Annotated in this window: 27 protein-coding genes; 15 read left to right on the top strand and 12 right to left on the bottom strand. The window is 51.6% G+C overall.

Going from position 1 to position 25,983, the window contains the following annotated elements; all coding sequences use genetic code 11:
• Positions 1–29 precede the first annotated feature (29 nt).
• Positions 30–2,030, bottom strand: a complete 2,001-nt coding sequence (gene pstC / locus ACSPJT_RS17050) for a phosphate ABC transporter permease subunit PstC (RefSeq protein ID WP_435893762.1) — start codon at positions 2,028–2,030, stop codon at positions 30–32.
• 179 nt (positions 2,031–2,209) lie between these two features.
• Positions 2,210–3,031, bottom strand: coding sequence for a phosphate ABC transporter substrate-binding protein (locus ACSPJT_RS17055; RefSeq protein WP_435893763.1), 822 nt, complete (start codon positions 3,029–3,031; stop codon positions 2,210–2,212).
• A gap of 221 nt (positions 3,032–3,252) precedes the next feature.
• Here ACSPJT_RS17055 and ACSPJT_RS17060 point away from each other — a divergent pair, with 221 nt between their 5' ends.
• A complete protein-coding gene (locus tag ACSPJT_RS17060) occupies positions 3,253–3,954 on the top strand; it encodes a response regulator transcription factor (protein WP_435893764.1) in 702 nt (233 codons plus the stop codon).
• 37 nt (positions 3,955–3,991) lie between these two features.
• A complete protein-coding gene (locus ACSPJT_RS17065; protein ID WP_435893765.1) occupies positions 3,992–5,188 on the top strand; it encodes a sensor histidine kinase in 1,197 nt (398 codons plus the stop codon).
• On the opposite strand, the gene ACSPJT_RS17070 is transcribed toward ACSPJT_RS17065, so the two are convergent.
• A complete protein-coding gene (locus tag ACSPJT_RS17070; protein WP_435893766.1) occupies positions 5,185–6,099 on the bottom strand; it encodes a DMT family transporter in 915 nt (304 codons plus the stop codon). The genes ACSPJT_RS17065 and ACSPJT_RS17070 overlap by 4 nt on opposite strands.
• 94 nt (positions 6,100–6,193) lie before the next feature.
• Here ACSPJT_RS17070 and ACSPJT_RS17075 point away from each other — a divergent pair, with 94 nt between their 5' ends.
• Positions 6,194–7,597, top strand: a complete 1,404-nt coding sequence (locus tag ACSPJT_RS17075; RefSeq protein ID WP_435893767.1) for an MATE family efflux transporter — start codon at positions 6,194–6,196, stop codon at positions 7,595–7,597.
• A 16-nt stretch (positions 7,598–7,613) separates the two neighbouring features.
• Here ACSPJT_RS17075 and ACSPJT_RS17080 read toward each other — a convergent pair whose 3' ends face one another.
• Positions 7,614–8,873 carry an NAD(P)/FAD-dependent oxidoreductase gene (locus ACSPJT_RS17080; protein ID WP_435893768.1) on the bottom strand — a complete coding sequence of 420 codons (1,260 nt, stop codon included), beginning with the start codon at positions 8,871–8,873 and terminating at the stop codon, positions 7,614–7,616.
• A 28-nt stretch (positions 8,874–8,901) separates the two neighbouring features.
• On the opposite strand from ACSPJT_RS17080, the gene ACSPJT_RS17085 reads away from it, so the two are divergent.
• A complete protein-coding gene (locus ACSPJT_RS17085) occupies positions 8,902–9,414 on the top strand; it encodes an 8-oxo-dGTP diphosphatase (protein WP_435893769.1) in 513 nt (170 codons plus the stop codon).
• On the opposite strand, the gene ACSPJT_RS17090 is transcribed toward ACSPJT_RS17085, so the two are convergent.
• The 3 genes from ACSPJT_RS17090 to ACSPJT_RS17100 form a co-directional block, all read right to left on the bottom strand.
• The gene (locus ACSPJT_RS17090; protein WP_435893770.1) at positions 9,411–10,013 is read right to left on the bottom strand and encodes an OmpH family outer membrane protein; all 603 of its coding nucleotides are present in this window, start codon (positions 10,011–10,013) and stop codon (positions 9,411–9,413) included. The two genes, ACSPJT_RS17085 and ACSPJT_RS17090, sit on opposite strands and share 4 nt — an antisense overlap.
• 62 nt (positions 10,014–10,075) lie before the next feature.
• Entirely contained in the window at positions 10,076–10,630 is a 555-nt protein-coding gene (gene msrA, locus ACSPJT_RS17095) for a peptide-methionine (S)-S-oxide reductase MsrA (protein WP_435893771.1), read from the bottom strand.
• Between the two features lie 57 nt (positions 10,631–10,687).
• Complete coding sequence (locus tag ACSPJT_RS17100; RefSeq protein WP_435893772.1) at positions 10,688–11,494, bottom strand: M48 family metallopeptidase; 807 nt, start codon at positions 11,492–11,494, stop codon at positions 10,688–10,690.
• A 175-nt stretch (positions 11,495–11,669) separates the two neighbouring features.
• Between ACSPJT_RS17100 and ACSPJT_RS17105 the strand changes: the two genes are divergently transcribed.
• The 5 genes from ACSPJT_RS17105 to ACSPJT_RS17125 are packed head-to-tail and all read left to right on the top strand — an operon-like array spanning position 11,670 to position 14,794.
• On the top strand, positions 11,670–12,488 hold the full coding sequence (locus ACSPJT_RS17105; protein ID WP_435893773.1) for a lipopolysaccharide kinase InaA family protein: 819 nt from the start codon (positions 11,670–11,672) through the stop codon (positions 12,486–12,488).
• Between the two features lie 36 nt (positions 12,489–12,524).
• A complete protein-coding gene (locus tag ACSPJT_RS17110; RefSeq protein ID WP_435893774.1) occupies positions 12,525–12,896 on the top strand; it encodes a DoxX-like family protein in 372 nt (123 codons plus the stop codon).
• Positions 12,893–13,651: a DUF2071 domain-containing protein gene (locus ACSPJT_RS17115; protein ID WP_435893775.1), complete on the top strand. Its 759-nt coding sequence runs from the start codon at positions 12,893–12,895 to the stop codon at positions 13,649–13,651. The genes ACSPJT_RS17110 and ACSPJT_RS17115 overlap by 4 nt, the downstream gene beginning before the upstream one ends.
• The gene (locus ACSPJT_RS17120; protein WP_435893776.1) at positions 13,648–14,403 is read left to right on the top strand and encodes a methyltransferase domain-containing protein; all 756 of its coding nucleotides are present in this window, start codon (positions 13,648–13,650) and stop codon (positions 14,401–14,403) included. Before ACSPJT_RS17115 ends, ACSPJT_RS17120 begins: the two co-directional genes overlap by 4 nt.
• A complete protein-coding gene (locus ACSPJT_RS17125; protein ID WP_435893777.1) occupies positions 14,387–14,794 on the top strand; it encodes a hypothetical protein in 408 nt (135 codons plus the stop codon). The genes ACSPJT_RS17120 and ACSPJT_RS17125 overlap by 17 nt, the downstream gene beginning before the upstream one ends.
• Here ACSPJT_RS17125 and ACSPJT_RS17130 read toward each other — a convergent pair.
• From ACSPJT_RS17130 to ACSPJT_RS17140, 3 genes are all read right to left on the bottom strand, one after another.
• The gene (locus ACSPJT_RS17130) at positions 14,765–15,874 is read right to left on the bottom strand and encodes a glycosyltransferase family 4 protein (RefSeq protein WP_435893778.1); all 1,110 of its coding nucleotides are present in this window, start codon (positions 15,872–15,874) and stop codon (positions 14,765–14,767) included. The genes ACSPJT_RS17125 and ACSPJT_RS17130 overlap by 30 nt on opposite strands.
• 24 nt (positions 15,875–15,898) lie before the next feature.
• A complete protein-coding gene (locus tag ACSPJT_RS17135) occupies positions 15,899–16,843 on the bottom strand; it encodes a glycosyltransferase (RefSeq protein ID WP_435893779.1) in 945 nt (314 codons plus the stop codon).
• 63 nt (positions 16,844–16,906) lie between these two features.
• On the bottom strand, positions 16,907–17,917 hold the full coding sequence (locus tag ACSPJT_RS17140; protein ID WP_435893780.1) for a glycosyltransferase: 1,011 nt from the start codon (positions 17,915–17,917) through the stop codon (positions 16,907–16,909).
• Between the two features lie 221 nt (positions 17,918–18,138).
• Between ACSPJT_RS17140 and ACSPJT_RS17145 the strand changes: the two genes are divergently transcribed.
• The 3 genes from ACSPJT_RS17145 (at position 18,139) to ACSPJT_RS17155 (ending at position 21,402) form a co-directional block, all read left to right on the top strand.
• Positions 18,139–18,879: a sulfotransferase family 2 domain-containing protein gene (locus tag ACSPJT_RS17145; protein ID WP_435893781.1), complete on the top strand. Its 741-nt coding sequence runs from the start codon at positions 18,139–18,141 to the stop codon at positions 18,877–18,879.
• Between the two features lie 93 nt (positions 18,880–18,972).
• Complete coding sequence (locus tag ACSPJT_RS17150; protein ID WP_435893782.1) at positions 18,973–19,875, top strand: hypothetical protein; 903 nt, start codon at positions 18,973–18,975, stop codon at positions 19,873–19,875.
• 75 nt (positions 19,876–19,950) lie between these two features.
• Positions 19,951–21,402, top strand: a complete 1,452-nt coding sequence (locus tag ACSPJT_RS17155; protein ID WP_435893783.1) for a lipopolysaccharide kinase InaA family protein — start codon at positions 19,951–19,953, stop codon at positions 21,400–21,402.
• Between the two features lie 22 nt (positions 21,403–21,424).
• Here the strand turns inward: ACSPJT_RS17155 and ACSPJT_RS17160 are convergent, their stop codons facing one another.
• A complete protein-coding gene (locus ACSPJT_RS17160; RefSeq protein WP_435893784.1) occupies positions 21,425–22,222 on the bottom strand; it encodes a lipopolysaccharide kinase InaA family protein in 798 nt (265 codons plus the stop codon).
• A 191-nt stretch (positions 22,223–22,413) separates the two neighbouring features.
• On the opposite strand from ACSPJT_RS17160, the gene ACSPJT_RS17165 reads away from it, so the two are divergent.
• From ACSPJT_RS17165 to rfaP, 3 genes are read left to right on the top strand one after another with little or no spacing between them, the layout of a single operon-like run.
• The gene (locus ACSPJT_RS17165) at positions 22,414–23,304 is read left to right on the top strand and encodes a glycosyltransferase family 2 protein (RefSeq protein WP_435893785.1); all 891 of its coding nucleotides are present in this window, start codon (positions 22,414–22,416) and stop codon (positions 23,302–23,304) included.
• Between the two features lie 32 nt (positions 23,305–23,336).
• On the top strand, positions 23,337–24,464 hold the full coding sequence (locus ACSPJT_RS17170; RefSeq protein ID WP_435893786.1) for a glycosyltransferase family 4 protein: 1,128 nt from the start codon (positions 23,337–23,339) through the stop codon (positions 24,462–24,464).
• A gap of 33 nt (positions 24,465–24,497) precedes the next feature.
• Entirely contained in the window at positions 24,498–25,337 is an 840-nt protein-coding gene (gene rfaP / locus ACSPJT_RS17175) for a lipopolysaccharide core heptose(I) kinase RfaP (RefSeq protein ID WP_435893787.1), read from the top strand.
• Here rfaP and ACSPJT_RS17180 read toward each other — a convergent pair.
• A complete protein-coding gene (locus tag ACSPJT_RS17180) occupies positions 25,334–25,978 on the bottom strand; it encodes a hypothetical protein (RefSeq protein WP_435893788.1) in 645 nt (214 codons plus the stop codon). The two genes, rfaP and ACSPJT_RS17180, sit on opposite strands and share 4 nt — an antisense overlap.
• Positions 25,979–25,983: the final 5 nt, after the last annotated feature.

Genomic DNA, 25,983 nt, shown 5'->3' on the forward strand with positions numbered 1-25,983 from the left:
GCTGCAAGATGATGGGGAGAAGAGGTGTGTTATTTATGGCCGAACTTTCTAACGATGTTCTGGGCCAAGGAGTTGAGAAGCAGGGAAATGGTGAACAACACGAGGCCGACCATGAACAGGGCGCGGTAGTGAATGCTTCCGGCGGTGACCTCACCTGTTTCCTGGGCGATGATACCCGTCATGGTGTGCACCGGATCGGTCCATGTTTCAGGCAGAGCAATCCGACCACCGGCGACGAGTAGCACTACCATTGTTTCGCCGATGATGCGACCAAATCCTAACAGAATGGCGGCAATGATACCGGAGATCGCACAGGGCACGACCACGCGGAACACGGTTTTGAGCTTGCTGGCACCGAGCGCGAGGGATGCCTCGGTGTAGGACTTAGGCACGTTGTTCAGAGCATCCTCAGCCAGAGTAAACATGGTGGGGATGGCCATGAAACCTAGCAGAATACCAGCGTTGAGCATGTTGAGCCCCTGATCCATCGGGAAGCCGGGGAGCCAGGAGAGGATCGGGAGGTTCGACCAATCGACGAGGTATTTTCCAAGCACCACCACGCCGAAGAAGGCGAGCACGATGGAAGGGATGGCCTGAATGAATTCGATGATCGGCTTGACCAAGTTCTGCTCCGTGGTGGTGGCCACGCGGTTGACGTAGATGGCACCGCCGATGGAGAAGGGGAGAGCAACGGAAATGGCGATCAGGGTGATGCCCAGCGAGCCGCCGAACAGGGGCATCAGGCCGTAGAAATCATTCCATGAGCTGTTAGTGACCCATTTTTCACCGAAGAAGAATCCGAAGAATGACTTTCCGGCTGAGAGCTTGTCTTTGTGACTCCACTCTTTCATCAGCTCGGTCTTTTTGTTCATGAAGTCATCGTAGTTCTCGATGTTCTCATGAAGCTCTTTATTGAGTCGGATGGACTTCTTATTGGTCAGCGCATCGCCGTCCGGGAGTTTGGCAAAGCCAGCCTTGGCATTCTCCATCATGACTCCCAGTTTTTCCTGGTGCTCAGGGATGGCTTCATACAGCTCCTTATTGAGCTGATCGAAGTCGGGGGCCTCGGTGGGGATGCGTTTGAACTCAACCTGCATGCTGTGCTTGCGCTCAGGGCCGGCGTGTTTCATACCTTCCTCCAGTGCCACCCGGCGGGCGGCGGCTGTTTTGAAACTTTCCGCGCGCTGTTTGGTGACCAGTGCGTGGGTGCGGAGTTCGTTGACCAGCTCTTCGTATTCTTTCAGGCCTTGATTGTTAGATAGCTCAACGGCTTCGTATTCTTTGAAGAGGTCATCTTCGAGTAGCTTGTTGCGTTTGGCTTCACCTTCCTCGACTTTGGTTTTGACGTAGCTCGGGCTGACGTCTTTGCCGTCGAAATCGGTGTAGTATTCCACCAGAGCCTTCTGCAAGTTCGGGTAGACATCATCGGCGAGAACGCCTTGGTATTCTTTTTTCAGGTCGCTTTCTTTAATTAGGGGGGCGACTTCTTGGATGCGATCGTTCAAGGTAACCTGGGCTTTCTTCAGGCTGGCCTCGGCGGCTGATTTCATTTTGTCCTGCGTTTCCTGATCGTCAGGGAAGAGGAGGGTCCACATTTCCTTGTCGAGTCGATCAGAAGCGATGCCGATTTCCTTCATCTCATCTTTCATGAGAGAATTGGCGATCCGTTTCATGTCGTTAAACACGCCTGGGATTTCAGCATCCTTGCCGGCGCGCTCGTAAAGCTCGTAGGATTTCACCTGAGTGGTCAGGGACTTGATCCTTTTTTGATACTCTAACTGATCATCGGCGAAATCAACGAACTCCTGGCCGGACTTGCGGTAGAGCTCGAGGTTGGCTTTGTAATCAGGGAAAAACATCACCGCTTCCTTCGCGAGGAAAAAGCAGATAAGAATAAGAACGATGATGGAAATCATCGCATTACCTCCGAAGAAGTACTTGATGCATTCCTGCGGTCCTAGACCGAGAATTCTCCAGCCTTTGTTTTTAGAGAACGGAGAGTGGGTCTTTTTATTTTTCCTCTTGGCCATAGTGGTGATCGTTGGAGGGAGACAGTAAGAAAGTATCCGGAGGTGAGGGCGGGAAGCTCATAGGCTTCGCTCGCTAGTCCGGCAAGGTCGCCTCCGGGCGATGCATTGCCATGTGTGAAGTAGAACTCCGCACCCGGTTTTTCCGGGCGCGGAGTGAATGAGTTAGTGACTGGTTAGAGTTACTTGGAGGCTGGTGCGATGAAGCCGACTTTTTCGACAACCTTGCCAGCAGTGGAGTCAGTGGTGGCCCACTTGAGGAACTTGGCAACTTCACCGGTAGGCTCGCCTACGGTGTAGTAATAGAGGTTACGTGAAAGAGCGTATGTAGCTTTGTTAGCAGGCTCTGGAAGAACGCCATCGACAGCACAAGGAGCAACGCCTGGCTTGCCAACGTAGGCGAGACCGACGTAGCCGATGCCGGCTGCGTTATCAGCTACGGCTTGAGCGATTTGCTCGTTACCAGCCATTTTCTGGGAGTTCTTACCGTAGTCCTTCTTGCTCATGCCGAGCTTCTGGAAGGTTTTGTAAGTTCCGGAAGTCGTGTTACGAGTGTAAACGAGGATCTTACCTGGCTTGCCGCCGACTTCAGACCAGTCGCTGATAGCGCCGGTGAAGATGCCTTCGACTTGAGCCTTGGTGAGTTTCTTAACTCCGTTGGCTTTGTTCACGATCACGGCGATCATGTCGATACCGGCAACGTGCTCGACGAGCTTCTTACCTTTTTCAGAGAACTTGTTGATCTCGCTGTCCTTCACAGAACGTGAGCTCATGCCGATGGCAGCGGTGCCCTCGTCAAGTGCGGTGAATGCCTGGGATGAACCTTCAGCGGCGATGTCGAATGCAACGTTGTTTCCGAGAGCTTTGTAAACTTCGGTCAACTGAGGAACCATCTTCGCACCGAGGGTGTCGGAGCCTTTGATAGCGATTTTAGTTTGAGCCTGGGCGGAGACGCTAAGGGCGATACCGGCGAAAGCTGCAGTGGCGGTCTGAATTAATTTCATATTGTTGTTAGTAGTGTTGGTTTTTAAGCAGGGCTTTTTTCCTGCGACACGCATTCAATCTCACTGACACCCGATTTCGGCAAAAGATTCTAAGTTACAAAACAGACACATTGCTATGGTCATCAAATTTGTCTTATATAGAATGTGTCCAATCCGTCACACAGTTGAATACCACGCCGTATATCAATCAAGGTATGAGGAAGCCGTAACTACATAACGACATGCAAACTATATTGGTCATCGAAGATGAAACGGACATTGCCGACCTCATCGCATTCAACCTCAGACGAAATAACTTCAACGTAGAGTTGTCACCTGATGGCTTGCACGGCCTTGCCTCCGCGCGGTCGCTTCTTCCGGATCTCATTGTGCTCGATTTGATGATGCCGGGAATGGACGGAGTGACTTTATTTAGAGAGCTGCAACGTGAGTCGGCCACGCGCAAGATCCCTGTGATCATGCTGACGGCCCGAGGACAAACCGAAGATAAGATCGCAGGACTCGAAATAGGTGCCGACGACTACATGACCAAACCCTTCAGTCCCAAGGAACTGATGCTGCGGATCAAAAACCTATTGAAAAGGAGCGCTCCTGCTACCAGTGGTGCCGAGCTTAAGTGCGGACCGTTCCGCTTTATCAAAAACTCACTCAAGTTTTACGTAGACGGTGAAGAGGTAGATCTGACGGCTACGGAGTTTAAACTGATGCTTTATCTCTGCGAACGCCGCAACGTGCCACAAGACCGACACGACCTACTCATGGAAGTAATGGGATACAGTGGTGATGTTCACAGCCGCACTTTGGACACCCACATGAAACGTCTACGCCGGAAGCTCGGCAGCCAGGTGGATCTTCTGGAAACGGTGCGTGGAATTGGCTATCAAGTCAATGTGCCTGCTGAGGAAACTGCGGCTGATAGCTAGGTCTCCCCCTCAGCTATAGATCTACTTCATTCCTATCATGTTAGTCCCTTTACTGGTCACAGTGCTGATTGCGATAACCGCGTGGATGCTCTGGCAGCAACGGCAGTATCAAACGAAGTTCCGAATTCAAGAGCAACGTGGAAAAGAGATCCGGAAAGAGGCGCTCAGTGAAAGGGATCAGTTGTTAGATGCTCTCGGGGATGCATTTTTACTTGTTAACGAAACCAGCCACATCGTTTTTGCCAACGCCTGCGCCCGTAACTTGGTCAAAGGTAGGAAGCTGATGGGACGCAGTATCATGGAGGCATTCCTGGACGACCGACTATCCGTGGCTGTGATGAAATGCATACGCACTGGAAAACCAATGCAGGAGCTCGTGGTGCTTCACTCATCTAACACACCGTTGGGTGCAGCGGGGGAGGAAGGTGGTAGCGCTTGGGTGATCGATGCCGCCCCGCTATCACAAAATGGCAACGATTCATTAACGCGTGTGGTTATACGTGATGTCACAGTGGAGCATCAGGCGGAGCAGGTGAGACGGGACTTTGTAGCCAATGCCTCGCATGAATTGCGGACACCGATGGCGATTATTAATGGTTACCTGGAAAACTTGTTAGACGATGATGTGTTGGAGGATCCAAAAACTTCACGCAAATTTTTAACCACCATGCGGAAACATGGAGCGAGGATTGCTCGTCTGGTAGAGGATATGCTGGTGATTTCTAAGATGGAATCCGGTGAAGCCATGGCCTTGAGCAACGATTCCTTTTCCCTGCGAGCCTGTGCCATGGATGTGGTGGAACGGCTCGAGCATATGATCATCAAACAAGAAGCTGAGGTATCGATGGATATTGATCCTGAAGACTTGCGGCTGACGGGTGACCGTTTCTACTGGACCCAGATTATTTTCAATCTCGTTGAAAATGCATTGAAACAGAACCCCGCTCCTGGGCTGAAGGTTGTGGTCAAAGGGGAGGATAAAGGAGATGGCACGATCATCATTTCTATCTGTGACGATGGAATCGGAATTCCCTCTTCGGATCTTCCGTTCATTTTCAAACGTTTTTACCGCGTCGACAAACATCACACCCAAAGTGAGATCAAGGGCACGGGTCTAGGCCTATCGATCGTTCGAAGAGCGGTAGAGGCCCACGGTGGTGAGATCAAGGCCACCTCAGTTCCGGGAACACAGACCTGCTTCACCATTGTCCTGCCGCAGGAACCGCAAGGTTAATCCAGTGGCGGTTCTCCAGCTGCAGTTACCGGGTGTTTCGCTTTACCCGTCATCGCATGAATGACCGAGGCCGCGATGATGAAGAGGGCACCAACGTAGAAGGTGGGTGTCAATTCTTCGTATTCATGAAAGCAAACTGCAGCTAACAGGATGCCATAAACGGGTTCGAAATTGAATGCCAGATTGGTGGTGAAGGCTGTGAATTTTCTCAGCAGGTGAATGTGGAAAGAATAAGCCCAAACAGTGCATACCCCCGAGAGTAAGAGGAGCCATCCCCAGTCGGAGATAGATGGCAGCTGAGTGATACGGATGTCTGGTATCAAGCATGCAGCCACGAAACAGGTAGCAGAGGCTCCGATCAGTTCATAGACAGTTAACGTTTGAGGAGCAATGCCGCGCAAGGTCAGCTTGCGATTCAGCACAGGAAAAAGAGCGGCTAGCATCGCAGCTACGATGGCTGTTCCGAGACCAAGTGCATGATCCCATGTGGAGCCAGCCACCAGTGAAAGGCCAGGGATGACCATGAGGCCTAACAAGATCTCACGCCGATCGGGTTTGCATCGATTAATCAGTGGCTCACTCAGAGCCGTAAAGAACGAGATGCTAGCCATACCCGCGAGGCAGATCGAAATGTTGGATAGCTGGATACTGCCAAAAAATGCCATCCAGTGAAGCCCAAGGATCACTCCTATGCCGAGTGCTTTGCACACATCGGAACGATTCATTCTGATGGGGGCTCGTTTAGAAATGAGCAGCCATAGAAGCATCAAAACGACAGCCAGCCCAGTGCGCCACATTACTAACAAGGGTGAGGAGAGCGTGATTAATCGTCCTAGCACTGCCGTAAATGCGAGGACGAGAACCAAGAACTGGAGTTGGAGATAGGGTCGCTGCATTTTCGCTGTGGTCATAAGAAACCAGACTCCGCGTGAATGAGCCATCGTAAAAACCTCGACTTGAGAGATGAGTCACATGATCTTGTGCCGACTCGAAACACAGCATGGAATGAACTCGAAAGCAGATGAAATACCACCAGTCGCGAGGTCATGGGCGGGAGAAGCCCGTGCGACCTTGCTGTTGGCCCTGCCTTTGATGGCGGGGCAGGTGGGACAGATGCTGATGGGGGTAGCCGACACCGTGATGATCGGTAAAGTCGGAGTGGTGCCTCTGGCAGCATCTACTTTCGCGAATACATTGCTCATGGTGCCGCTGCTTTTTGGTATCGGCTTACTCACCTCGATATCCATTCGGGTCTCTCAAGCGAGGGGTGGAAAGCGCCATGATGAGGTCAAAGACGCACTGCGGCACGGCACTTGGTTAGCTCTAGGTTTTGGGGTGCTGATTTTGTTGCTGATTCTATCCCTCCTGCCGTTTTTAGACTATTTTGGACAAGCTGAAGCCGTGGTTGAAGAGGCTCCTGAGTATTTGATTTTGACGGCGATTTCGATGATTCCTGCGATGGTCGCCATGGCGTGGAAAAACTACGGGGACGCACTTAACCGGCCATGGCTGCCTTTCTGGATTCTTCTGGGTGGCGTATTGTTTAATATTTGGCTGAACTGGCTGCTGATCTACGGCCACTGGGGGCTTCCTGCGCTGGGTCTTACTGGGGCCGGCTGGGCTACGTTGATCTCCCGCTGCGTCGTGGTGCTAGGTCTTTTCCACTGGCAAAAACGCGCCCCCGGTGTGAAAGAATGGAGCCCGAAACGTTGGTGGGGTTTGTGGAATGGCACGGAATTGAAAAAGATGTTAGCCCTTGGCATTCCTGTCGGTTTACAGTTGGTATGCGAGGTTGGGGCGTTTGCCGCAGGCTCGTTGATGATCGGCAGCATCGGAGTGGTGGCCTTGGCCGCACATCAGGTGGCACTCACCTGTGCCTCCACCTCATTCATGGTTCCGTTAGGTATTTCGATGGCAATCACCGTGAGAATAGGTGAGGCTGCTGGTGAAGGAGGAGATTCTGGAAAATTGCGTCGTATTCTGACAGGGGGCTGGATGTATGGGCTACTGTTCACAGGTATTTCTATGGTAGTCTTCATCCTATGTGGCCGCTGGCTGGCTGCGCAGATCGTCACTGAAGCAGAAGTTATTACCCTGGCTGCTAAGCTTCTCGTTATCGCAGGTGTCTTCCAGCTCGTCGACGGCTCTCAGGTCATTTCTTCCTCCGCTTTGCGTGGAATGGGAGATGTGAAAATCCCGGCATGGCTCGGTGCTTTTTCCTACTGGGTCGTGGCGGTTCCTGTAGGTGCTTGGTTGGCATTTGGCCGCGATCACGGAGCGCAAGGAGTCTGGTGGGGTCTGGCTTTAGGGCTATGTACGGCAGCTGTCTTACTGGGCGGGCGGGCGTGGCGCTTGGCTGGAGCGCCTCATGCATGTGAGAATTCGACACTGTCACCCTCGGTCGAGTAGACGCACCGGCTGGCCTTCAAATTGACGAACGTGAAACTGCGTGGCCCACGTGGGTGCCGGTGGCGAAACAGGCTTGGAGCAGGTAACCGCCGGTGGGAGCTTCCCAATCGATCATTTCCCCGGCGACGAACACAGTGGGCATTTTCTGAAGCATCAGATTTTCATCAAGTTCAGCCCAAGCAACTCCCCCTGCAGATGAGATGGCTTCTCCGATGGGTCGTGGCCTTGTCAGGTCGATACGGCAGTGTTTCACTTCGTGTGCCAGCTGGGCGCTAGTTTTCCATGGTCCACGGTTTGGGAGATGCTTGAGAAGCGCGCACGTGGCTGGATCAAGCCTCCAGCGTCTGCGAGCTTCACGCACAAAGTTTCGAGTGACCTGTCCCATTTTTTCATTGAGTTCTTGCTCGGACATGTCCGGTTTAAAATCGATGATGACGTGCGGGTTTGTTTGGGAGCGGATGGCTGGGCCGAGCCGGTAAATAGGGCCACCCTCAAGTCCGTAACGGGTAATGACGAGTTCGCCACGGCGGGTGGCCGCTCCGGCGCTGAGAAGAAGGTTTTTCATTGGGGCTCCCTCGGCATCGTGAAGCACTTGCTCCGGCCAGTTCACCTCCCAGCCGCAATTGGCCGGTGCCATTGGGACGATTTTAATACCACGTTCGATCAGGATGCTCTGCCAGCCGCCATCTGATCCTGTCTTTGGCCAAGAAGCACCACCGAGCGCGAGCACTGTGGCGTCGTGATAAGCTGTCACAGCCTCTCCTGAATGGTCGAAGGTTGGTTGACCATTGGAATCAAAACCAGTCCATCGGTGGCGTGTTTTGAATTCCACCCCGAGGGCTCGCAGCTTCTCAATCCAGCGGCGGAGCAGGGGAGCGGCTCGGATGGTTCCATCGACAGGTTTCGGAAAAACCTTACCACTGCTGGCGACAAAGGTCTCGATGCCGAGTTTCAGTGCCCAGTCTCGCAGAGCGTCATTATCAAATTGGCTGAGAATGTTTTTCCACTGTTCTTGAGGCAGTTCATTGCCACTGTATTTCTCGATGAATTTCTCCCATGACTCACCATTGGTTAGATTGAGTCCACTTTTGCCTGCGATGAGAAATTTGCGACCAACCGATGGCATGGCGTCATAAAGAGTGACCCGAGAGCCATTTCCCGCAGCCACTTCAGCAGCGCGGAGTCCGGCAGGGCCACCGCCGATGACGGCGATATGTCTGTTAGTAGTCAGATGCAGGTGTGGGTGGACAGATGAAGTCGCTTTTCTCGTTGCCAATACGTCTTGAACGATTAGAAATCAGCGCATGGAGGATTGCAGCGTGGATTGGAGTATCTGGCAAGGTGAGATGCCCGCAACCTTGATGTTCGTGGTTCGCGATGGCGAGGTTTTGCTGATCGAAAAGTTACGAGGGATCGGCCAAGGCAAGATCAACGGACCTGGTGGAAAAATTGATCCCGGTGAGACGCCGCTTCAGTGTGTCATCAGAGAGTGTCAGGAAGAACTGCACATCACCCCTCTGAACCCAGTGAAGATGGGGGAGCTGTGGTTTGCGATGTCCGATATTCCGGACATCCACTGTCATGTTTTCGTCGCAACGGAATTTGAGGGAACTCCCACGGCGACCGACGAAGCAATTCCGGTCTGGACCAAGATTTCAGATATCCCATGGGAAAAAATGTGGGAAGACGATGCCCACTGGCTCCCACAAATGCTGGAAGGTAGGAAATTTCTCGGCAAATTTCTCTTCGAGGGAGAGCGAATTCAATGGCGTGACATCCAGCTCGACGATGCAGGTGTCGGCGGATGGATGATCTAAGGAGACTCAGTCGCAGCTTTCTCCTTGGGCGCGTCTTTGTTGAGAATTGCGAGCACCGCGTCAGTCACATCCGTTGTGTTTCGGGCATAGACGAGGGGGGAAATTTGAGTGTTGCTGACTCCGGAGGTGTCGATGATCCAATTGTATTGATTGTCCTTCGCATACTTGTGAATGATGACCTGAATCTCGTCCAGTAGCCTCATCGTGGCCGACGCCATCGTGCCTTTGATTTCACGGATTTGATCGCGATCAGACTCTTTGAGGTCTTTGCTGAGAGCATTGTGCTGACTGACGAGATCCTCATACTCTTCCATCAGTGTGTTACGCTCGCTCTTTGGCATGGCTTTTTCCCTGAGCTTGATGATCAACGCTTTTATCTTAGTTTCCACAGCCCCGAGAGTTTCGCGGCGTTCTTCGCGTTCTTTTTCATACTTCTCCCGCTCTGCCTTGAGCTCGGCAATTTCCTTTTTGGCGACGTGATACTCGGTGATCAGTTTATTCACATCGATGGTAGCGCACTTGATGGACTGAGCCTGGGTGTTTGAAATACCCAGCATCAGAGTGCCTAGTAGCAATGGAAGAATCCAACGGAAGTTCATGAGGGCTATTTATCAAGCGTCCTGCACGATGTCGAGCGGAGGTTGTAATTATAGCCCCGAGATTACTCTTCCAGATTGAGCTTCTTGAGTTTCGGTGCAATCACTGCCTGACAGTATGGGTTAGCGTGGCCATTGATGCGGTAGTAGTCCTGATGAGAAACCATAGCGGGGTAAAATTCGGATGCCTCCGTGATCTCAGTGACAATGGGTGAGGCAAAACTTGCTTGAGCTGCCTCCCGTGAGTCTGAGGCTGCCTTTTTCTGGGTCTCATTGTGGTAGTAAATGGCGGAACGATATTGAGTGCCCACGTCAGCGCCTTGACGGTTCAGTTGAGTAGGATCATGCAGCCGCCAGAACCAGTTGAGGAGTGTCTCGTAGCTGATTTTCTCCGGATCGAAGATGACCTCCACAGCCTCTGCATGACCAGTTGTGCCAGCACAGACAGCTTCGTAGGTGGGTTCTTCCACTTGTCCGCCAATGAAGCCTGAGGTCACTGCGTGAACCCCCTCTAATCGTTGATACACGGCCTCGACGCACCAGTAACAACCGGCGGCGAAAGTGGCGGTCTCATATCCCTCCGGTATGGCGGGTGTGGCGTCTGATTTGTTGTCTTCCATGGTTTCTTGGGATTGGGTGCTCCAGGTCGTTGATTCTAAGAATGCACGACTCAGAAATCAACGTTTCGGATGTTTTTCACGGGTCTGACGATAACGTTCGATAGCAATCGGCATGAATTCTTCCAATGCCTTGACCCTTGAGGTGTCATGCGGGTGTGTGCGCAGGAATTCAGCGCGTTGCCCGCCATGGTGGTGGTGGTATTTCTCCAGTCGACGCCACAACTCAACTGCCTGACGAGGATCATAGCCCGCTTCCGCCATGTAGATTGCGCCGATGCGATCGCTCTCATATTCCTGACGTCTGGAAAGCGGCAGGGCATCTAGTAAATAGACTGCTATCGCATAAGCCACCACCGTCTCGCCCGGATGGTCCGCATCCTCGCGGTCTAAAGCATGGTAAAGTAAGGCTCCCCCAATGATCGATACCGCGGCGTGAGCCATGCGTTGATACGCGTGAGTGGCTGTGGCATGAGAGATTTCATGACCTAACACTGCCGCTAATAACGTATCATTGTCTACGATCTTAAACAGCCCGGTGTTTATGCCAACCTTGCCACCCGGGAGGGCAAAGGCATTTGGAGTCGAGTCCTTGAAAACCACAAACTCCCATTCTGCACCTGGCATATCGATGACTTTTTGCAGTCGTTTAGCCACCCGATTGACTGGTTCGGTGTATTTGGGATCGTTACTGATTTTTTTCCGAGCCTTGATATTCTCAAACTCCCTGATGCCATGAGCCCGCATTATTTTATTAGGTTGTCTGGTGAAGACATTGCCTTGGGCATCAATCGCAGGGGGGAAAACACATGACTGCAGGCAGCAAGTGAGAAGGCAGAGCAGAATGATGGGTGATAGACGGATCACTGGATATCGGAGATTAGCGCGAAGCCATGGTTCGGCAAGATGAAACCATGCCCTGATAGAAATGATAGATACATGCAATAAACGTTAGAAGATACTCTTGTCTTGCAGCCATCATCGTAGGATCGTGCAAATAGAGAGTGGTAGCTGTTGGTCTGCTGTGATAGTATCCGCGCCTGTGCGGGAAAGTTTACATGTCGAACCGGAGTTCAAAAAGCTCTTACCATTCATCAACCAACGGCATCCGTTTGAAAGTGTCAGCGAGTTCTTTGGATTCAAACTGGGAAAAGATCAGAGAAGACGTGCAAAAGTTGTTAGGAAACTGCTCGATGATCCTGATGGTGGCACGGTAGCGGTGTATTTCAAACTTTATGGATATCGTCGACTTAAACGAGCCTTGTCCCGAGTGTTCAAACCGACTCGATCCAAGTCAGAGTTCGCCAATCTCAAATTCTTTCACGAGTTAGGGATACCTGCGTGTCAGCCGATTCTACAGGGCGAGTATCGGAATGTATTTGGTATCGCACGGAACTGCATGATTATCACCGAGGAGGTGACGGGGACTACACAGCTCGACCATTTTATCAAGAAACTCGAAGCGGGGGATGACCCTGAGGATGTTAAAAAGGCGATTCGCCGACAAATCATCGAGTCGATCGCTGAGAACACACGCAAGATCCACGACCACCGTTTTTTCCACGATGATCTCAAATGGAGAAATGTTCTCGTGCGCCGTGTAGGTGAGCGCGGGGAGAAGGTCGAGGTATTCTGGATCGACTGCCCTAACGGCTACTTTGATAAAACCGGTGGAATCCGAGGAAAACATGGCCGTATTAAGGATCTGGCAACGCTGGATCATCTGGGCTGGAGAATGTGCCCCCTGGAAGAAAGGATGTATTTCCTATCTTGTTACAGTGGCCTAGCCTTGGACGATCCTGCACTCGCTGAACTCGGCGAGGAAGTGGTGGAATATCGGAAACGCAAGCTGGACGACTGACTCGTGACCCTGAGAACAAGACCATAAGCTTGTATCATGCCGCCTCTATATTTCCGGATACCCTTCGCCATTGTCTGGTTGGCGAATGGACTACTCTGCAAGGTGCTGGATCTCGTGCCGAGGCATCAGGAAATAGTGGCTCGAATATTGGGCGATGAATACGCACGTGAAATCACAGTGCTGATAGGGCTGGGTGAAATTATGTTAGGCTTTTGGGTTTTGTCAGGGGGGAAGTGGCGATGGTCGGTTGCAGTGCAAGTTGGTGGAGTACTGCTGATGAATGTCATCGAGTTCTTGCTGGCGCGAGACCTACTTCTTTTTGGTGCTTGGAACGCGTTGATCGCACTCGCATACTGCGCCGTGGTGATCTATTCAGAATACCGCAGGACAACTACTTCGCAGTCATGAGCGGCCCGTTTCAATGTAACCCTTTCCCCGTGGTAGCGTGGTTCGATTACTCAATCACACTCACCTTTGCTGTGCCTGTTAGAGAACTGGCGGCGAGGCTGCCTCCGTGTCTAGAGGTGGATAGTTATGACGACAAGTGGGGTTTTCTGGCGGTCGCCTTGGTGAGGACTCGCGGACTCCGGCCTAAGGGGATGCCGGGAATCTTGGGCAGAGACTTCTTGCTGGCGGGTTATCGTCATTTTGTCCGGTATCAATCAGCATCTGGCAGACGCCTTAGGGGCTTGCAGATTATTCGTTCAGAGACCGACAAACGATCGATGGTGACACTGGGAAACATCTTTACCCCATACCTCTATCAGTATCGCCCTATCGTGACGGAAGTAAGTGACGACCTCTTTACCGCATTCGATGAGAATTCTGGATTCCGAATCAGCGTGCAGCCAGTGGATGAGGAAGATGAAAATTTGCCAGAGGGTTCTGTTTTTCCAGATTGGCGTGCGGCACGGCGATTCTGTGGGCCGATGCCCTACACATTTAGCTACGATGCCGACAAAGGCCGGGTGTTAGTGATCGAGGGACAGCGTGAGAAGTGGAAGCCGAAGTCGATGAAAGTGATAGAGTATAACGTGCCCTATCTCAAGACCCTCGGGTTTAGCGAGGTTCGATTGGCGACAGCATTCACGGTGCGTGATGTGCCGTATTCATGGAAAAAAGGTCGTGCGGAAGCTTGGCCGTCAAAGGAGAGAAATGCATGAGCCGTTCACCGTTCCAAGGGGTAGTTACCGTGGTGCGCTTTAATTGGCATTTCTATCTGTTTGCCTTGATGGGCGTCATCGTGCTGCTGACTGTAGCTTTGATTTGTTCGGGTTGGATTTCCTTGCTGAGCTGGTTGGCCGCATTGGGAGTTCTTCTAACAACGGTCATGTCCTTGGTCGCAACCTACCTTGCTTATGATGGCTCGAGACTCTACCGGCTGGACTGGCTCGCTCCTCACCTGCCGGAGCAGGGGGCTGGAGCAAATATTCACGCGGGGTTTGATGAAACAACAGCCCTACTTCGAGCTTGTTACCCGGGCATTGTGTGGGGTGTTTACGATTTCTATGACCCCAAGAAACACACTGAGGTTTCTATCCAAAGAGCACGTAAAGCACAGCCGCCCGAAGCAGGGACAATCGCCCACGCGACGGATTGTTTCCCTGCAGATGACGACTCGTTAGATGTCATTCTCCTGACTCTGGCGGCACACGAAATTCGCGATCACAGAGAGCGGGTGGACTATTTTCGTGACTTGCGCCGAAGTTTGAAGCCGGGAGGTCTGATAGTCGTGACAGAGCATCTGCGCGACTTGCAAAATCTCATCGCTTACAATCTCGGGGCATTTCATTTTCACACAGCGGGAGTCTGGCTGAAGACCTTCCGTGAGGCAGGGCTAACAGTTACAGGAACTTCTCGAACTGCTCCGCTAATCACCACATTTGTTCTGACAGATCATGAAGACGACTCTTGAAATATCGGGCTATCTATTAGTCGGATTGGCATTACTCCACGGAGTTTTCCCACGAAGATTTCATTGGAAGAATGAATTGGCAGACGTCTCTCTGCTGACTCGCCAGATCATGCATGTGCACACTTTTTTCATCGCACTGATCGTGTTGCTGATGGGTTTACTGTGCATCACCTCTGCCGAAGACCTCATCAGCACTCAGCTCGGTAGAACAATTGCCGGCGGTCTGGCTGTTTTCTGGGGCTGTCGTCTGCTGGTCCAGTTTTTTGGATACTCATCGAGTTTGTGGAAAGGGAAAGCCTTCGAGACTGCGATCCACATTGTGTTCGCATTGCTTTGGGTTCACCTAACAACCATGTTTGGGCTAGTGGCTTGGGGGGCACTCCTGGAGTGACTTGAGGAAATCACACAGCGCCTTGGCTTCTCGTTCGAGGGTGAAATTTTCCTCAATGTGTTTTCTTCCGCTGGTCCCCATTCTCTCTAACATATTTAAATCGGACATCATCTCATCAAGTTTTCGCTGGGTGCTTGGGACATCATCACAGGGCACGATGTAGCCATCCTGACCATCTCGAACGACGTCTTTCCATGCGCCAGCCTCGGATGCCAGAACAGCAGTGCCACTGGCCATGGCCTCAAGGATAGTGAGGCCGAATCCTTCATTCCTACTGAGCGCGGTGACTATGCTCATGGCGCGGAAGAGCTTGGGAAGTTCTGAGAAATCTTGCTTACCTATGAACAGAAATCGATCGGTCAGTCCGGCCGATGCAATTTCCTTTTTCAGTTCGTCTTCGAAGGCTTGCTGGTCTGGAGTCGTTTCACCACACACGATAGCAGTGAAGTCCGGATGTTTTTCCATCAGGGGCAGTAAGGCATGCACAAAAACATCAACGCCTTTCTGACGCCGCACACGACCAAAAATGCCGATACCGTATTTTCCCGGATACCCTAACTCCTCCCACGCTTGCGCGCGATTGTTAGCCGGTTGATAGGTGGCGAGATCGATGCCGTGAGGAATGATGACATCGGCACCACCTTCGATGTATGAGTTCGCTGCCGATCCAGTGCTGATCACGCCATCTGACTCGCGGATCAGCCAGCGTGTGATCCAGCTGTGTTGGCGCTGGGCTGTGGAGGTGAAGGCGATTTTGATTTTAGCACCGAAGATTTTTTTCAGAGCTAAGGCTTGTAACACCTCGTTGTTTCGGCGGGCATGGAAGACACGAGGTCGACCATCAGGCAATGGAGTGCGACACAGTTTGGCTGCTTGCAGGAATGTAAGAGTTCTCGTTCCTTCCGGCAGATGGTGAGGCCCCATTACCGCCACTGACATCATTGTTTTTTGATGTCTCAAAACCTGGAGCATGGTCGAGGTAACTCCAGAGAAGCGCGGGTTCGAGTTGCCCAGAATAAGTTCCACATCGTTTTGTTCGATGGCCGACTTGGATGGTGAATCGTGCGTTTCTGCGGGCATGATGATGAGGAAATAAGATAGCGGTCAGCGCTGTAAAAGCTTCGTGATAACTTGCGGAAGCTCCTTTTGAAATCGGGCATCATTATCAATGAACCAATTTCGAGCTTTCTGGCCCAAGAGCTGTTTGGTTTCTGCCGTCATCAGAAGTAAATCGGAGATCATGCTTTCGAGTTTAACGGGATCGATATGATAGTTGATGCCCAAATGACGAGATTCAGTATTCGCAGCAGGAACCAAAATGCCCCGTTCGGGTGAGATGATTTCATTCATCGGTGGGCCATCGGTAGTAACAACAACCGCACCGCAGCTCATAGCTTCAACGATGTAGTGCCCCCAGCCCTCTGACAACGATGTGCAGAGGTGAACTCCGTGCCGATTAAGGTGCTGTTGGATTTCATCGTGGGGAACGTAATCGGTGATGAGTCTGACATTATCAGGCACTTGATCGACTGCGTTTTCCTTACACTGGATGATGGTGAGTTCGGGCCATTCCGGATGTTTTTTCCAGAGGTCGAGCACCGTTTCTGTTCCTTTCAGCGTGCTTCGCCCTGCGAGATGGAAAAACGATTGGTAATCAGGATCTACCGTTGAGTCTAACATGTCCGTTGAGGTGAACCCGATGAACTGACATTGGTTGCCTCGGGAGCCGAAGACCTCTTCCGCATGACGACTTTTGCATAACACATGATCGATCTTTCGCAGTAGTCCGGTGTGTCGTTCCGGGAATCGTTCCTGATTGGGAATGAGAAGATTGGTATGGGCTGAACCAAACCATCTGGGGAAGACACGTTCCAAAAAGATATTCGCATCGAAGCGTTTTTCACCTGGCCAGAATCTTCGGAGCGGAGAAATACCACGACAGTGTGAAACCGTGACATCCATGCCGGCGGCCGATAGAGCATTGTGAATCAAGTCTACATCGCGGTCGAGTCCGACTCCGTTTGTTCGCGCGATGATATTGATTTTCATAATGATATTTCCTGCGGGCCGATCCTTGCCCAGGAAAAAGCCTAAAACAAGTAGATACAGGGCTTAAGGATGTTGTGATGTTGCTAGCATCTTCGAGAGGGCTTGAGGTAGAGATTCTCCAAATCGGAGATGGTTAGTTTCATACCAGTGCCGAGCATTTTTGCCGAGCTGTTGCTTTTCTTCGAGTGGCATCGCTATGAGTTTATTGATGATGATTTCCAGTTGGTCCGGGTCCACAAACCAATCCGTCCCCAAATTTCGAGGTTCCTGTCGGTTCCACGGCACAAGCATCCCGTGGTCGGGGCTGATGAGTTCATTCATAGGTGGTCCGTCGGTGCTTACCACAAGCGCCCGACAACTCGTAGCCTCCACAATATAGTGCCCCCATCCCTCAGATCGTGAGGTGCAAAGGTGGATGCCATGACTATTCTGGAGCTGCTTGATTTCCTCGTTGGACAAATAATCTGTGATGAGGTGAACATTGTTAGGCACCTTGTCAGGCGCATTTTTGGCTCGCTGGATGAGCGTCAGAGGCGGCCATGCCGGATTTCTTTCCCAGAGTGCGAGTAGGGTTTCGGTTCCTTTCAAAGGACTGCTGCCAGCGAGGTGGAAAAATTTCTGATAGTCCGGCACGATGCTGTCATCCAGCATATCGTTTGATGTGAAACCGATGGTGTGGACAGATCGACAGTGTTGGCGGAATATCTCGGCAGCGTGCTGGGTTTTGCAAAGCACGTGATCGATCTTTTCCAAGCTGTCGACCAGTGACTTAGGAAAAAACTCTTGATTAGGGATAAGGATGTTGAGCTTAGCTCTGCCAAACCACCGCGGATAGATTCGTTCGAGAAAAATGTTGGCATCGTATTTTTCTCGGAAAATCGGAAGACGGCGCAGCAAAGGGACTGGTCTGTAGTTGGAGTCGGCAAAGTCTTTCTTGCGGCGTAATTTACCATTGCTACGGCAACTCGAAACGGTGATGTCGTATTCTCGGAAGTCAGACAGGGCGCTACGCATGATCTCCACGTCGCGGTCCAAACCAACTCCATTGGTGCGTGCGACGAGATTAATTTTCATGAGCTGGATGACCTAGGCCTGAATCAGGCGTTTTAAAGTCGGCACGCTATGAGGGCAGACGATTATTGGCAACGCAAAACCAAATCATGATATGGCAATCAAGACACAATGAAAGGGGGTTGGTTCTTGATTCGGGGGCTAAGATGGAAATAGCATAGGTCTCCACTGAAACATGATTCCTCTCAGGTGGAATACGGCAACGACGGCAATATTCAACACACATGAATTTCAAGACTTGGCTTAAACACTATCGAAAACGTCGTAAAATCCAGCGTGTGAAACCGCACTTCTGGCATTTGCCTGCTGCAGACGGTGGTCAAGGGCTTGGCTATATCCAAAATTACAAGGCTGGGACTAGGTCGATCAGGCAAGCTGCTGCTTTATATCTCATGAAGCAGCTTCCGGAGAATGAAGGCAGAGAAATCACCTATGATGAAGTCACCGAGGATGTGGTCGAACGCTTCGATAAACTAAACTCCGGTTTTTATCTACCCAATACCATCCGACAGAAATGGCCGGATCTGCCGATATTTACTTTCGTGCGGAATCCGCTCAGCCGGCTCTACTCTTGTTATGCGAACAAGGTTTTGGATGCTGGAAAAAGTGGAGGGAAGTTGCCATTTGAGGCACTCGGCGTTACGGCTGATATGTCATTTGATGAGTTTGTTCAGATCGTGGCCACCATCCCGGACGAACGAGCTGAGCGCCACTTCAGATCTCAGGCATGGTTTCTCTCGGCGGATGGGAAATTAATCACAGATTACATCGGGAAAATTGAACGGTTCAATGAAGACTGGGAAGAACTGAGAGAGAAGTTCGGCATGCCACCATCCCCGCATAATAACCGTTCAAGTATGGGGAAGGCTGATTTCAGCACATTTTACAGCAAAGAGAGCTATCGACTGGCCACAGAGCGCTATCGCGGTGATATCGAGCTGTTCGGCTATCAAAACGATGTTTGAACCAGCCTGTCAGCGACCTTGAATAGCATTGACATTGCGACGTTATCGTCACTAAATCCGCGTTTCGGTGTTTTAAGCAAACCCAACGCAATCATGACAAAGACAACAACTACTATTTCCGCACTGCTTTTGAGCTGTGTGGCCATTTTACCTGCGTCTGCAGGTGATTCCTCCAAAGGAGGTATGGTATTACCTACTCCGGTTGAGCCTTGCTCCGACCGTGAAATTCAGCCTCTGTTCTCACGCTACGCCCAAACTGCCACACATTGGACCCTACGTGCTGGATACCGTTCATTCAAGGACGTCGAGCTTCAGGAAATCGATGAGTTCGACGGCAGCACTTACGATATCGAGCTGCTTGTGCCACTCAGCGACAGCTTGCAACTCCGTTTTTACTACCCACTCAAAACCGAGGGGGATGCGCGTGACATCGCAACAGGCGGTGACGTCGACGTCGACGGTGACACGGGTCTCTTAGATTTTCCCAGCCTGACTCTTGAGTGGCAGTTTAAAAAAGCCAACGGAGTAGGTGACTACAACCTCGCTGCTTACCTTGGCGTTGGTTACCTTCGTGACTACCTCGACTCAGAGACTCAGCCCAATGGTCAAACCGACCGTATCAACCATCGTGGTGGAGCTCTGCTTTTCGGAATCAAGGCCGACAAGCAACTAAACAACTGCTGGACCTTCGTGGGCAACGTCGGTGGACGTTACTACTGGGAGTCTGACGATATTCACCCAAACAGTGACAGCGACAGATTCTTCCTGCTCGATGCCTCGGCTGCTTTCATTTACGCACCTAGCAATGCTTGGATCTACCCTGCGGTAGAAGTCGTTTACCAAGGTGACGTCAGCGACTACAACAGTCTTCAAGTGGTTCCTCAGGTGATCGTTCCCATTGGTTCGAATGTTGATCTGAATGCCGGCGTCAGCGTAGGAGTTCTCGATGACGGACCGAGCACGGAGGGTCGCCTCCAGCTGAATGTTCGCTTCTAGCAGACTTCTTGAAATATTCACAGAGGCGGCTGGCCGGAGAGGATGATACCTTTCTGACAGCCGCTTCTCTCTTTTATGGAACCTCAGGCGCATAGCCTCAATCTGACAGTCCAGTCTCGAGGGACTGAGAGTGGGAATGAGCAGACTCCGACCGCAGACAGCGGTAAGCTAACAGTTGAGCTGAAAGTGTGCCTGCGACACCTGCCTGAACGACGCACAGCATGGAAGGCGAATGCCGAGGGGTGTGAGGCTGTGGTCAAAGTATTCCATCCGCACGCGAAACAAAAACGTGATGCCGATGCCGAGTGGCAAAACGCTCAGAAGCTGCACTCCGCCGATTTGAATATTCCAAAGCCTCTGTTCTTGGCAAAGGGCGATGATGGGAGCCTGGCTGTGGCTTCTGCGTTTATCCCCAATGGCGGCACGCTCCTAGAGGTGCTTTCAAGTCTGGAACCTGAGAATATCGCGAGCAAAACCGAGCTCTACTCAGCATTGCTCGAGCTCCACGCCAGGCAGCATAATTCAGGCTGCTGGCAGAAGGATGATCACTTAGGAAACTACCTTTGCTCAGACGGGGAGGTTTACATGTTAGACGCTGGCAGTTGCATGTTTCTCGATCGGCGTCTCAGAATCGATGAACGGGTGGCGAACCTCGCTCTGCTCACGGCCAATGTAGCACTGCCTGATCACACCGTTTTTATGGGATGTTTGAGCGCTTATTTGGATGCTTGTCCTGCGGATCTGGATCGTTCCGCTTTATCCAAATCTCTCAATGAGACCATTCCAACAGCGATCGATACCAGACGCAAAAGCTACTTTAAGAAAACAAGGCGAGCTTGTACGGAGTTCGAACGCGAAGATGCGAATGGGCGCACATGGTTAGGGTGTCGCGATTTACCTGCCGATTTAAAAACACAGCTGATCAAAAATGCTGACCATTATTTTGAGCACACTGCTCTGCTTAAGGACGGGAACACATGCACTGTCGTGGAGGTTGAGCATGGAGGCTCTTCATATGTTCTGAAGAGGTATAACCGAAAACCTTTGCTCTACCGTCTGAGGCATTGCTTGTCCTCACCCCGGGCGTTGAGAAGCTGGACCAACGGCCAAGTCCTGAGGTTGTTCGGAGTGCGCACGCCGAGGCCGGTTGCCTGTTTGTTGATCAAATCAGGTCTGCTCATGGATAAGGCCTATCTGCTCATGGATAAGATATCCGGAGAGCCTTTGGACACGATTGATTCCGAGCGGATTTTTGAACCCACGGGGAAAATCGCCACTGAATTCGTCAGCCGCTGGCATGAACTGGATGCCCTGAATGCTACGCACGGTGACATGAAAGCGAGTAATTTCATGGTGGATGAGGACGGTAATCTTTCGCTGATAGACCTCGATGGGTTGAAGTTCGATCGTAACGAAAGTGAACACCAGCGCCGTCAGCAAAAGGACATGGCTCGCTTTATGCGTAACTGGAGCAATGACCGAAAAACAGCCGATGTTTTTCGGAAAGCGTTAGAAGCTCGCCAGTAGAGTTCGAGTTTATCTCCGCAGCCTAACGCTTGCGAGTGGGCGCGATCTGACGTGCGATGTTTTTCGCCTCTGGTGTGAGCTTCTTGATGCCGAGGTATTTTTTCAAGAACCACAGGCAGTCGCGAGCCGGCCATTGCGGTATCCGACGATACATTTTCTCGAGATCGTTTTTGATCAACTTCGGGGAGTTGGCTCCAGGGAATTTGGTGCGTTCGAGATCAATCAAGCAGGCGTGCAGTTTGTCAGGTATCACATAGGAACCATCCTCGATAGGGATGTTCAGGTAGATATGCCGACCGTAGAGCGCATTGTGAATGATGCCTGCATCGTGCATCTTCCGGATCACTTTTTCAATGGCTTCGACGATAGCCAGACGCTCTTTCCGAGAAGGCCATTCCGTCTTTTGAAAACATTTGATGAGCTCGTCAATGGGGGTCATTCCCTTGAGCTCCTCGGAGACAACAATGCACTGGCGATTGCCATCGTGTTTGCGACTGGCAAAGTGGATGATCTTCAGCGTGGGGACACCAGCGGCTTGGAGTCGTTGGTAGTTCTGCCACTCGAGTTCGAAAGTTGCGATGCGCTTCAGCTTCAGCAGCACATTGTTGGGGAAATGATTTTGCTGACGTTTCAGGTAAATCACTCGCCCGTCATCCAGTACGATCCTGGAAACATGGCTCCATGAGGCGTTGTCATCGGCACCTCGGAAATTGCCTTCTTCGACGAGATTCTTTTCAGCTTTCCACCATGAGTCGAAGTCAGGGTAGCCGGCCTCGGTCAATGCCTCTTCCCAGTTGGGGTCTGTGTGCGATTCTGACATTGTGGTGATTTTGTTGCTTAGCGCAATCAATGAGATCTAGCGTGTGCGGCATTGCGGTCAAGGGATTTCATCCACCATCTCAAGGGGGCTCGAGGGTTCCGGCGTGTTTGTCCGTGTCCCGTTGTTTAGACGTGACTGAAAGGATCGGCGGGTGTAGCCCAGTGGCTCCTATGAGCAAGGCTCATTCATCGATGCAAATATCGTTCATTATCCCAATCTACAACGGTAGCGCGACACTCCGCCGTGCAGTCGATTCCGTGTTTGCATCGGGTTCGGACTGTCTGGAGGTGGTCATTGTCGACGATGGGTCTGTGGATGAAACGGCTGATATTTGTGCCCAACTTGAGCAGGCCTACCCAGGTAAGGTCGTCAGTGTATATCAGGAGAACCAAGGTGCCGCAGCGAGCCGAAACCATGGTCTTCAGATCGCCCAAGGTGAGTGGTTGTGGTTTTTGGATTGCGACGACGAGGTAACGCCCACAGGCATCGCTCATTTCAGAGAGTATATCGCTCAAAGGAATGAGCTGGATGTGGTCATAGGAGGGTATGAAGTTCGCTGGCCACATGAAAATCATCGCCAAGGACCAGGCCGACTGTATGACGATAAAGCACAGCGGGTGATTGATTTTTTGTTTAAGAAAAAACTTCGCCCGACCCATGGATCGATCGTTGTTCACCGGCGTCTGATAGATCGGCTTTGCTACACGGAGAAGATGAGACAGTGGGAGGATATACCGGTATTTGTCAGATTATTGCTAAGCGATCGAGTCGGTTTGACCGAGCATTGCTTGTCGATTCTACATCGAAGCGAAACCAGCCTTCGCCACAACGCAACCCACACGGCAGGAACTATTGAGACTCTGGTCGATGAAGTATTTAAAATAGCCAACCTTCCGGACGAAGTGATTCCTCAGCGCGCTCGATACACTGCTAGTCGGTATTTCTCCGCCAGTCGCATCATTTTAAGAGCAGGGCGGAAAAAAGAAGCCCGGCAGTGTTTCTGGCGAGGGGTTCAGGCTTATCCGTTGCGTTTGCTTTCTGGGAGATCATTGAGATTTTTATTGCGGGCGTATTTGCCATAGCCGTTTGTTTGGTTAGTCTATGTTCCATTGCTATGAAGGTTGTTCTCATGCTCCAGTTTTATTTCCCCTTTGGGGGGCTTCAGCGTGACTGTGTCAAGATGGCAGGTCTTTTGGCAGCTAACGGACACGAAGTGACGATTCTAACACGCAGCTGGGAGGGGGAGACGCCTGAAGAGGTCGAGGTGCAAGTGCTCGGTGCCAGAGGGCTTTCCAATGTGGCAATGGATCAGAACTTCGACCAAGACGCGGCTGCTTGGCTCAATACCAAGGTGGTGAACGCCGTCATTGGCTTCAGCCGTATGGAAACGACGATGGATTTTTATTATGCCGCAGACCCTTGTTATAGGCTTCGCATTGAACGCGATCGATCGTTGTTTTACAGACTAAGCCGTAAGTTCCGTTATTACGCGGGCTTGGAGCAAAAATTGTTTGAGGCGGGTGGCGATACACATTTGTTACTCCTAACAGGTATGGAGGTGCCGGAGTATGTGGCCCGCTATGGCACCGAGGAATCGCGGATCACTGTGTTGCCTCCCGGGATTCGGAAAAGGGAGCTTCTCATGGACGCGAAGCTGGAGATAAGAGCAAAAGTCCGTGCAGACATGGGCTGGCCAGATGATTTGCCTGTGGTGCTTTTTGTCGGCTCAGGATTCGCCACCAAGGGGCTTGATCGTGCGATTCGTGCATGTGGAGCGATGCCGGGGAGGGTGAAATTCGTCGTAGCCGGAGATGGAAAGACAGGGAAATACCAGCAGTTAGCCAAGCAGGTGGGGGTAGGTGACAAAGTCGATTTTCTCGGCGCTCGTGATGATGCTTGGGAGCTGATGGTTGCGGCCGATCTGATGATTCACCCTGCACGCAGTGAGAATACCGGCACGGTCTTGGTGGAAGCTCTCAGCGCTGGAACAGGTGTGCTGACCACGGATCGCTGCGGTTTTGCCAACCATGTGACCTCCTCTGGTTCTGGCCATGTGTTAGTTTCGCCATTTGATCAGGATGCCTTGAATCATTCCCTCGAGCGAATGATTTCCGAACCATGGCAACAGCGTGCCGAGAAGGCACTTCTCTATGCTGAAACAGAAGACCTCTACTCAGGTATGGATGCCGGGGTTAGGCAAATCGAGATGTTTCTCGCGAATGGTGGCCGCGTCGGTTCTTGACCAATCCGGCGATGCAGGCTCTGCTGTTGGCGGATGATTGAACTGTCTGCCGAGATGCGTGACAAATTCTCCGGAGCGGATGCTTTCGAGCAGGTCATGGCTCTGGAGGGGGATGTCTACCGTGCCAAAGAGGGACGGAGAACGCTTTTGTTTACCCACAACGGTCGTGAGTATTTTGCCAAAATTCACCACGGTATCGGATGGGGTGAAATCTGGAAAAATTTGAGCAGTTTTCGTCTCCCCGTCACCGATGCATCCAACGAATGGAAAGCAGTCGATTTGCTGGAAAAGTCAGGCGTTGCCACAGTGAAAATCGTAGGCAAGGGCTCGCGCGGAGCAAACCCAGCCAAACGTGAATCCTTCGTCATCATGGAGGCACTCGATGAGCGAGTGGAGGTGGAGGATTTTCTCAAAGTCATCCCCGACCTGCCAGCGGGAGGAAAACTCAAACTCAAGCGAGCGATCATTCGCCGCGTGGCGGATGCCGCTAGACGGATGCACGGTGCCGGCATGAACCATCGTGATTTCTATCTCTGTCACTTTCACATCCTCGAACGCGATTGGTCAAATTGGCAACCGGATGAGGAACTCAGGCTGCCCTTGATTGACTTACATCGCGCTCAGATCAGGGACAAGGTGCCGCATCGTTGGCTTGCCAAGGATTTGGGAGCCTTGCTTTTTTCAGCAATTGACTGCCCAGTGACCGATCGGGATTTCGTCGCTTTCTTAAAAATCTACCTTGGTGACCAGTGGCGAGAGAAGCTCGAACAGGATCAGGAGCTGTGGCAATCTGTGGTCAAACGAGCCAAAGGCTTTTATCGCAGACATCGCGGCCACGATCCCATTCTCCCCGGTGTTTTTTCCAAGCTCTAACGACCCAGGAGTTTCCTAACTTCTACTTTTTCTGAATCTGTCAGATCGGCGACGGTTAGATAGCTGTCGACTAGTTCTGGAAGACCGGCCTTTTGAATCCGGTCAATGTCTTCTTGATACCGTAGCGGTGTCCGCAGATTGGCAGCGCGCTTTTGTGGGGTAAGTGATTTCCCATAAAAACGCACATCCGTGAAATCAATCAGGCCGTAGCCGTCTGGCATTTTGATAATATTTCCCAAGTGCATGCCACCAAAGGAGATGCCTTTGCCGTGAAGGTGGTCGATATATCGACAGAGAGCTTCCATATCGACTTGGTCAGGGGCTGTTTCCAGAAGCTCTCGAATGCTATCGCCCGAAAGTCCACGATAGGTCACCAGACGAACATGGCTATTTTCCAAGCGCGCGTGATCAATAATCTCAGGAACCTTGATGCCAAGAGCTGAAAGTTTGGCTGCATTGCTAACAAATCGACCAGAATAGGGGTGTAATGTGGCAGAGGAAAAGAACCCCTTCTTACGCGCCCACAGCTTGGTGATGGTGCCATCGGGGTGCAAGACCACCGCTGGGAAGCCTCCCTTGCTATCGATCGGGCGACCATTGTTACAAATGGCATCAAGCTGATCTCGTGTGATTGTTTTCATGGGGA

The sequence above is a fragment of the Oceaniferula spumae genome, from assembly GCF_042849255.1.
Classification (GTDB): Bacteria; Verrucomicrobiota; Verrucomicrobiia; order Verrucomicrobiales; family Akkermansiaceae; genus Oceaniferula; species Oceaniferula spumae.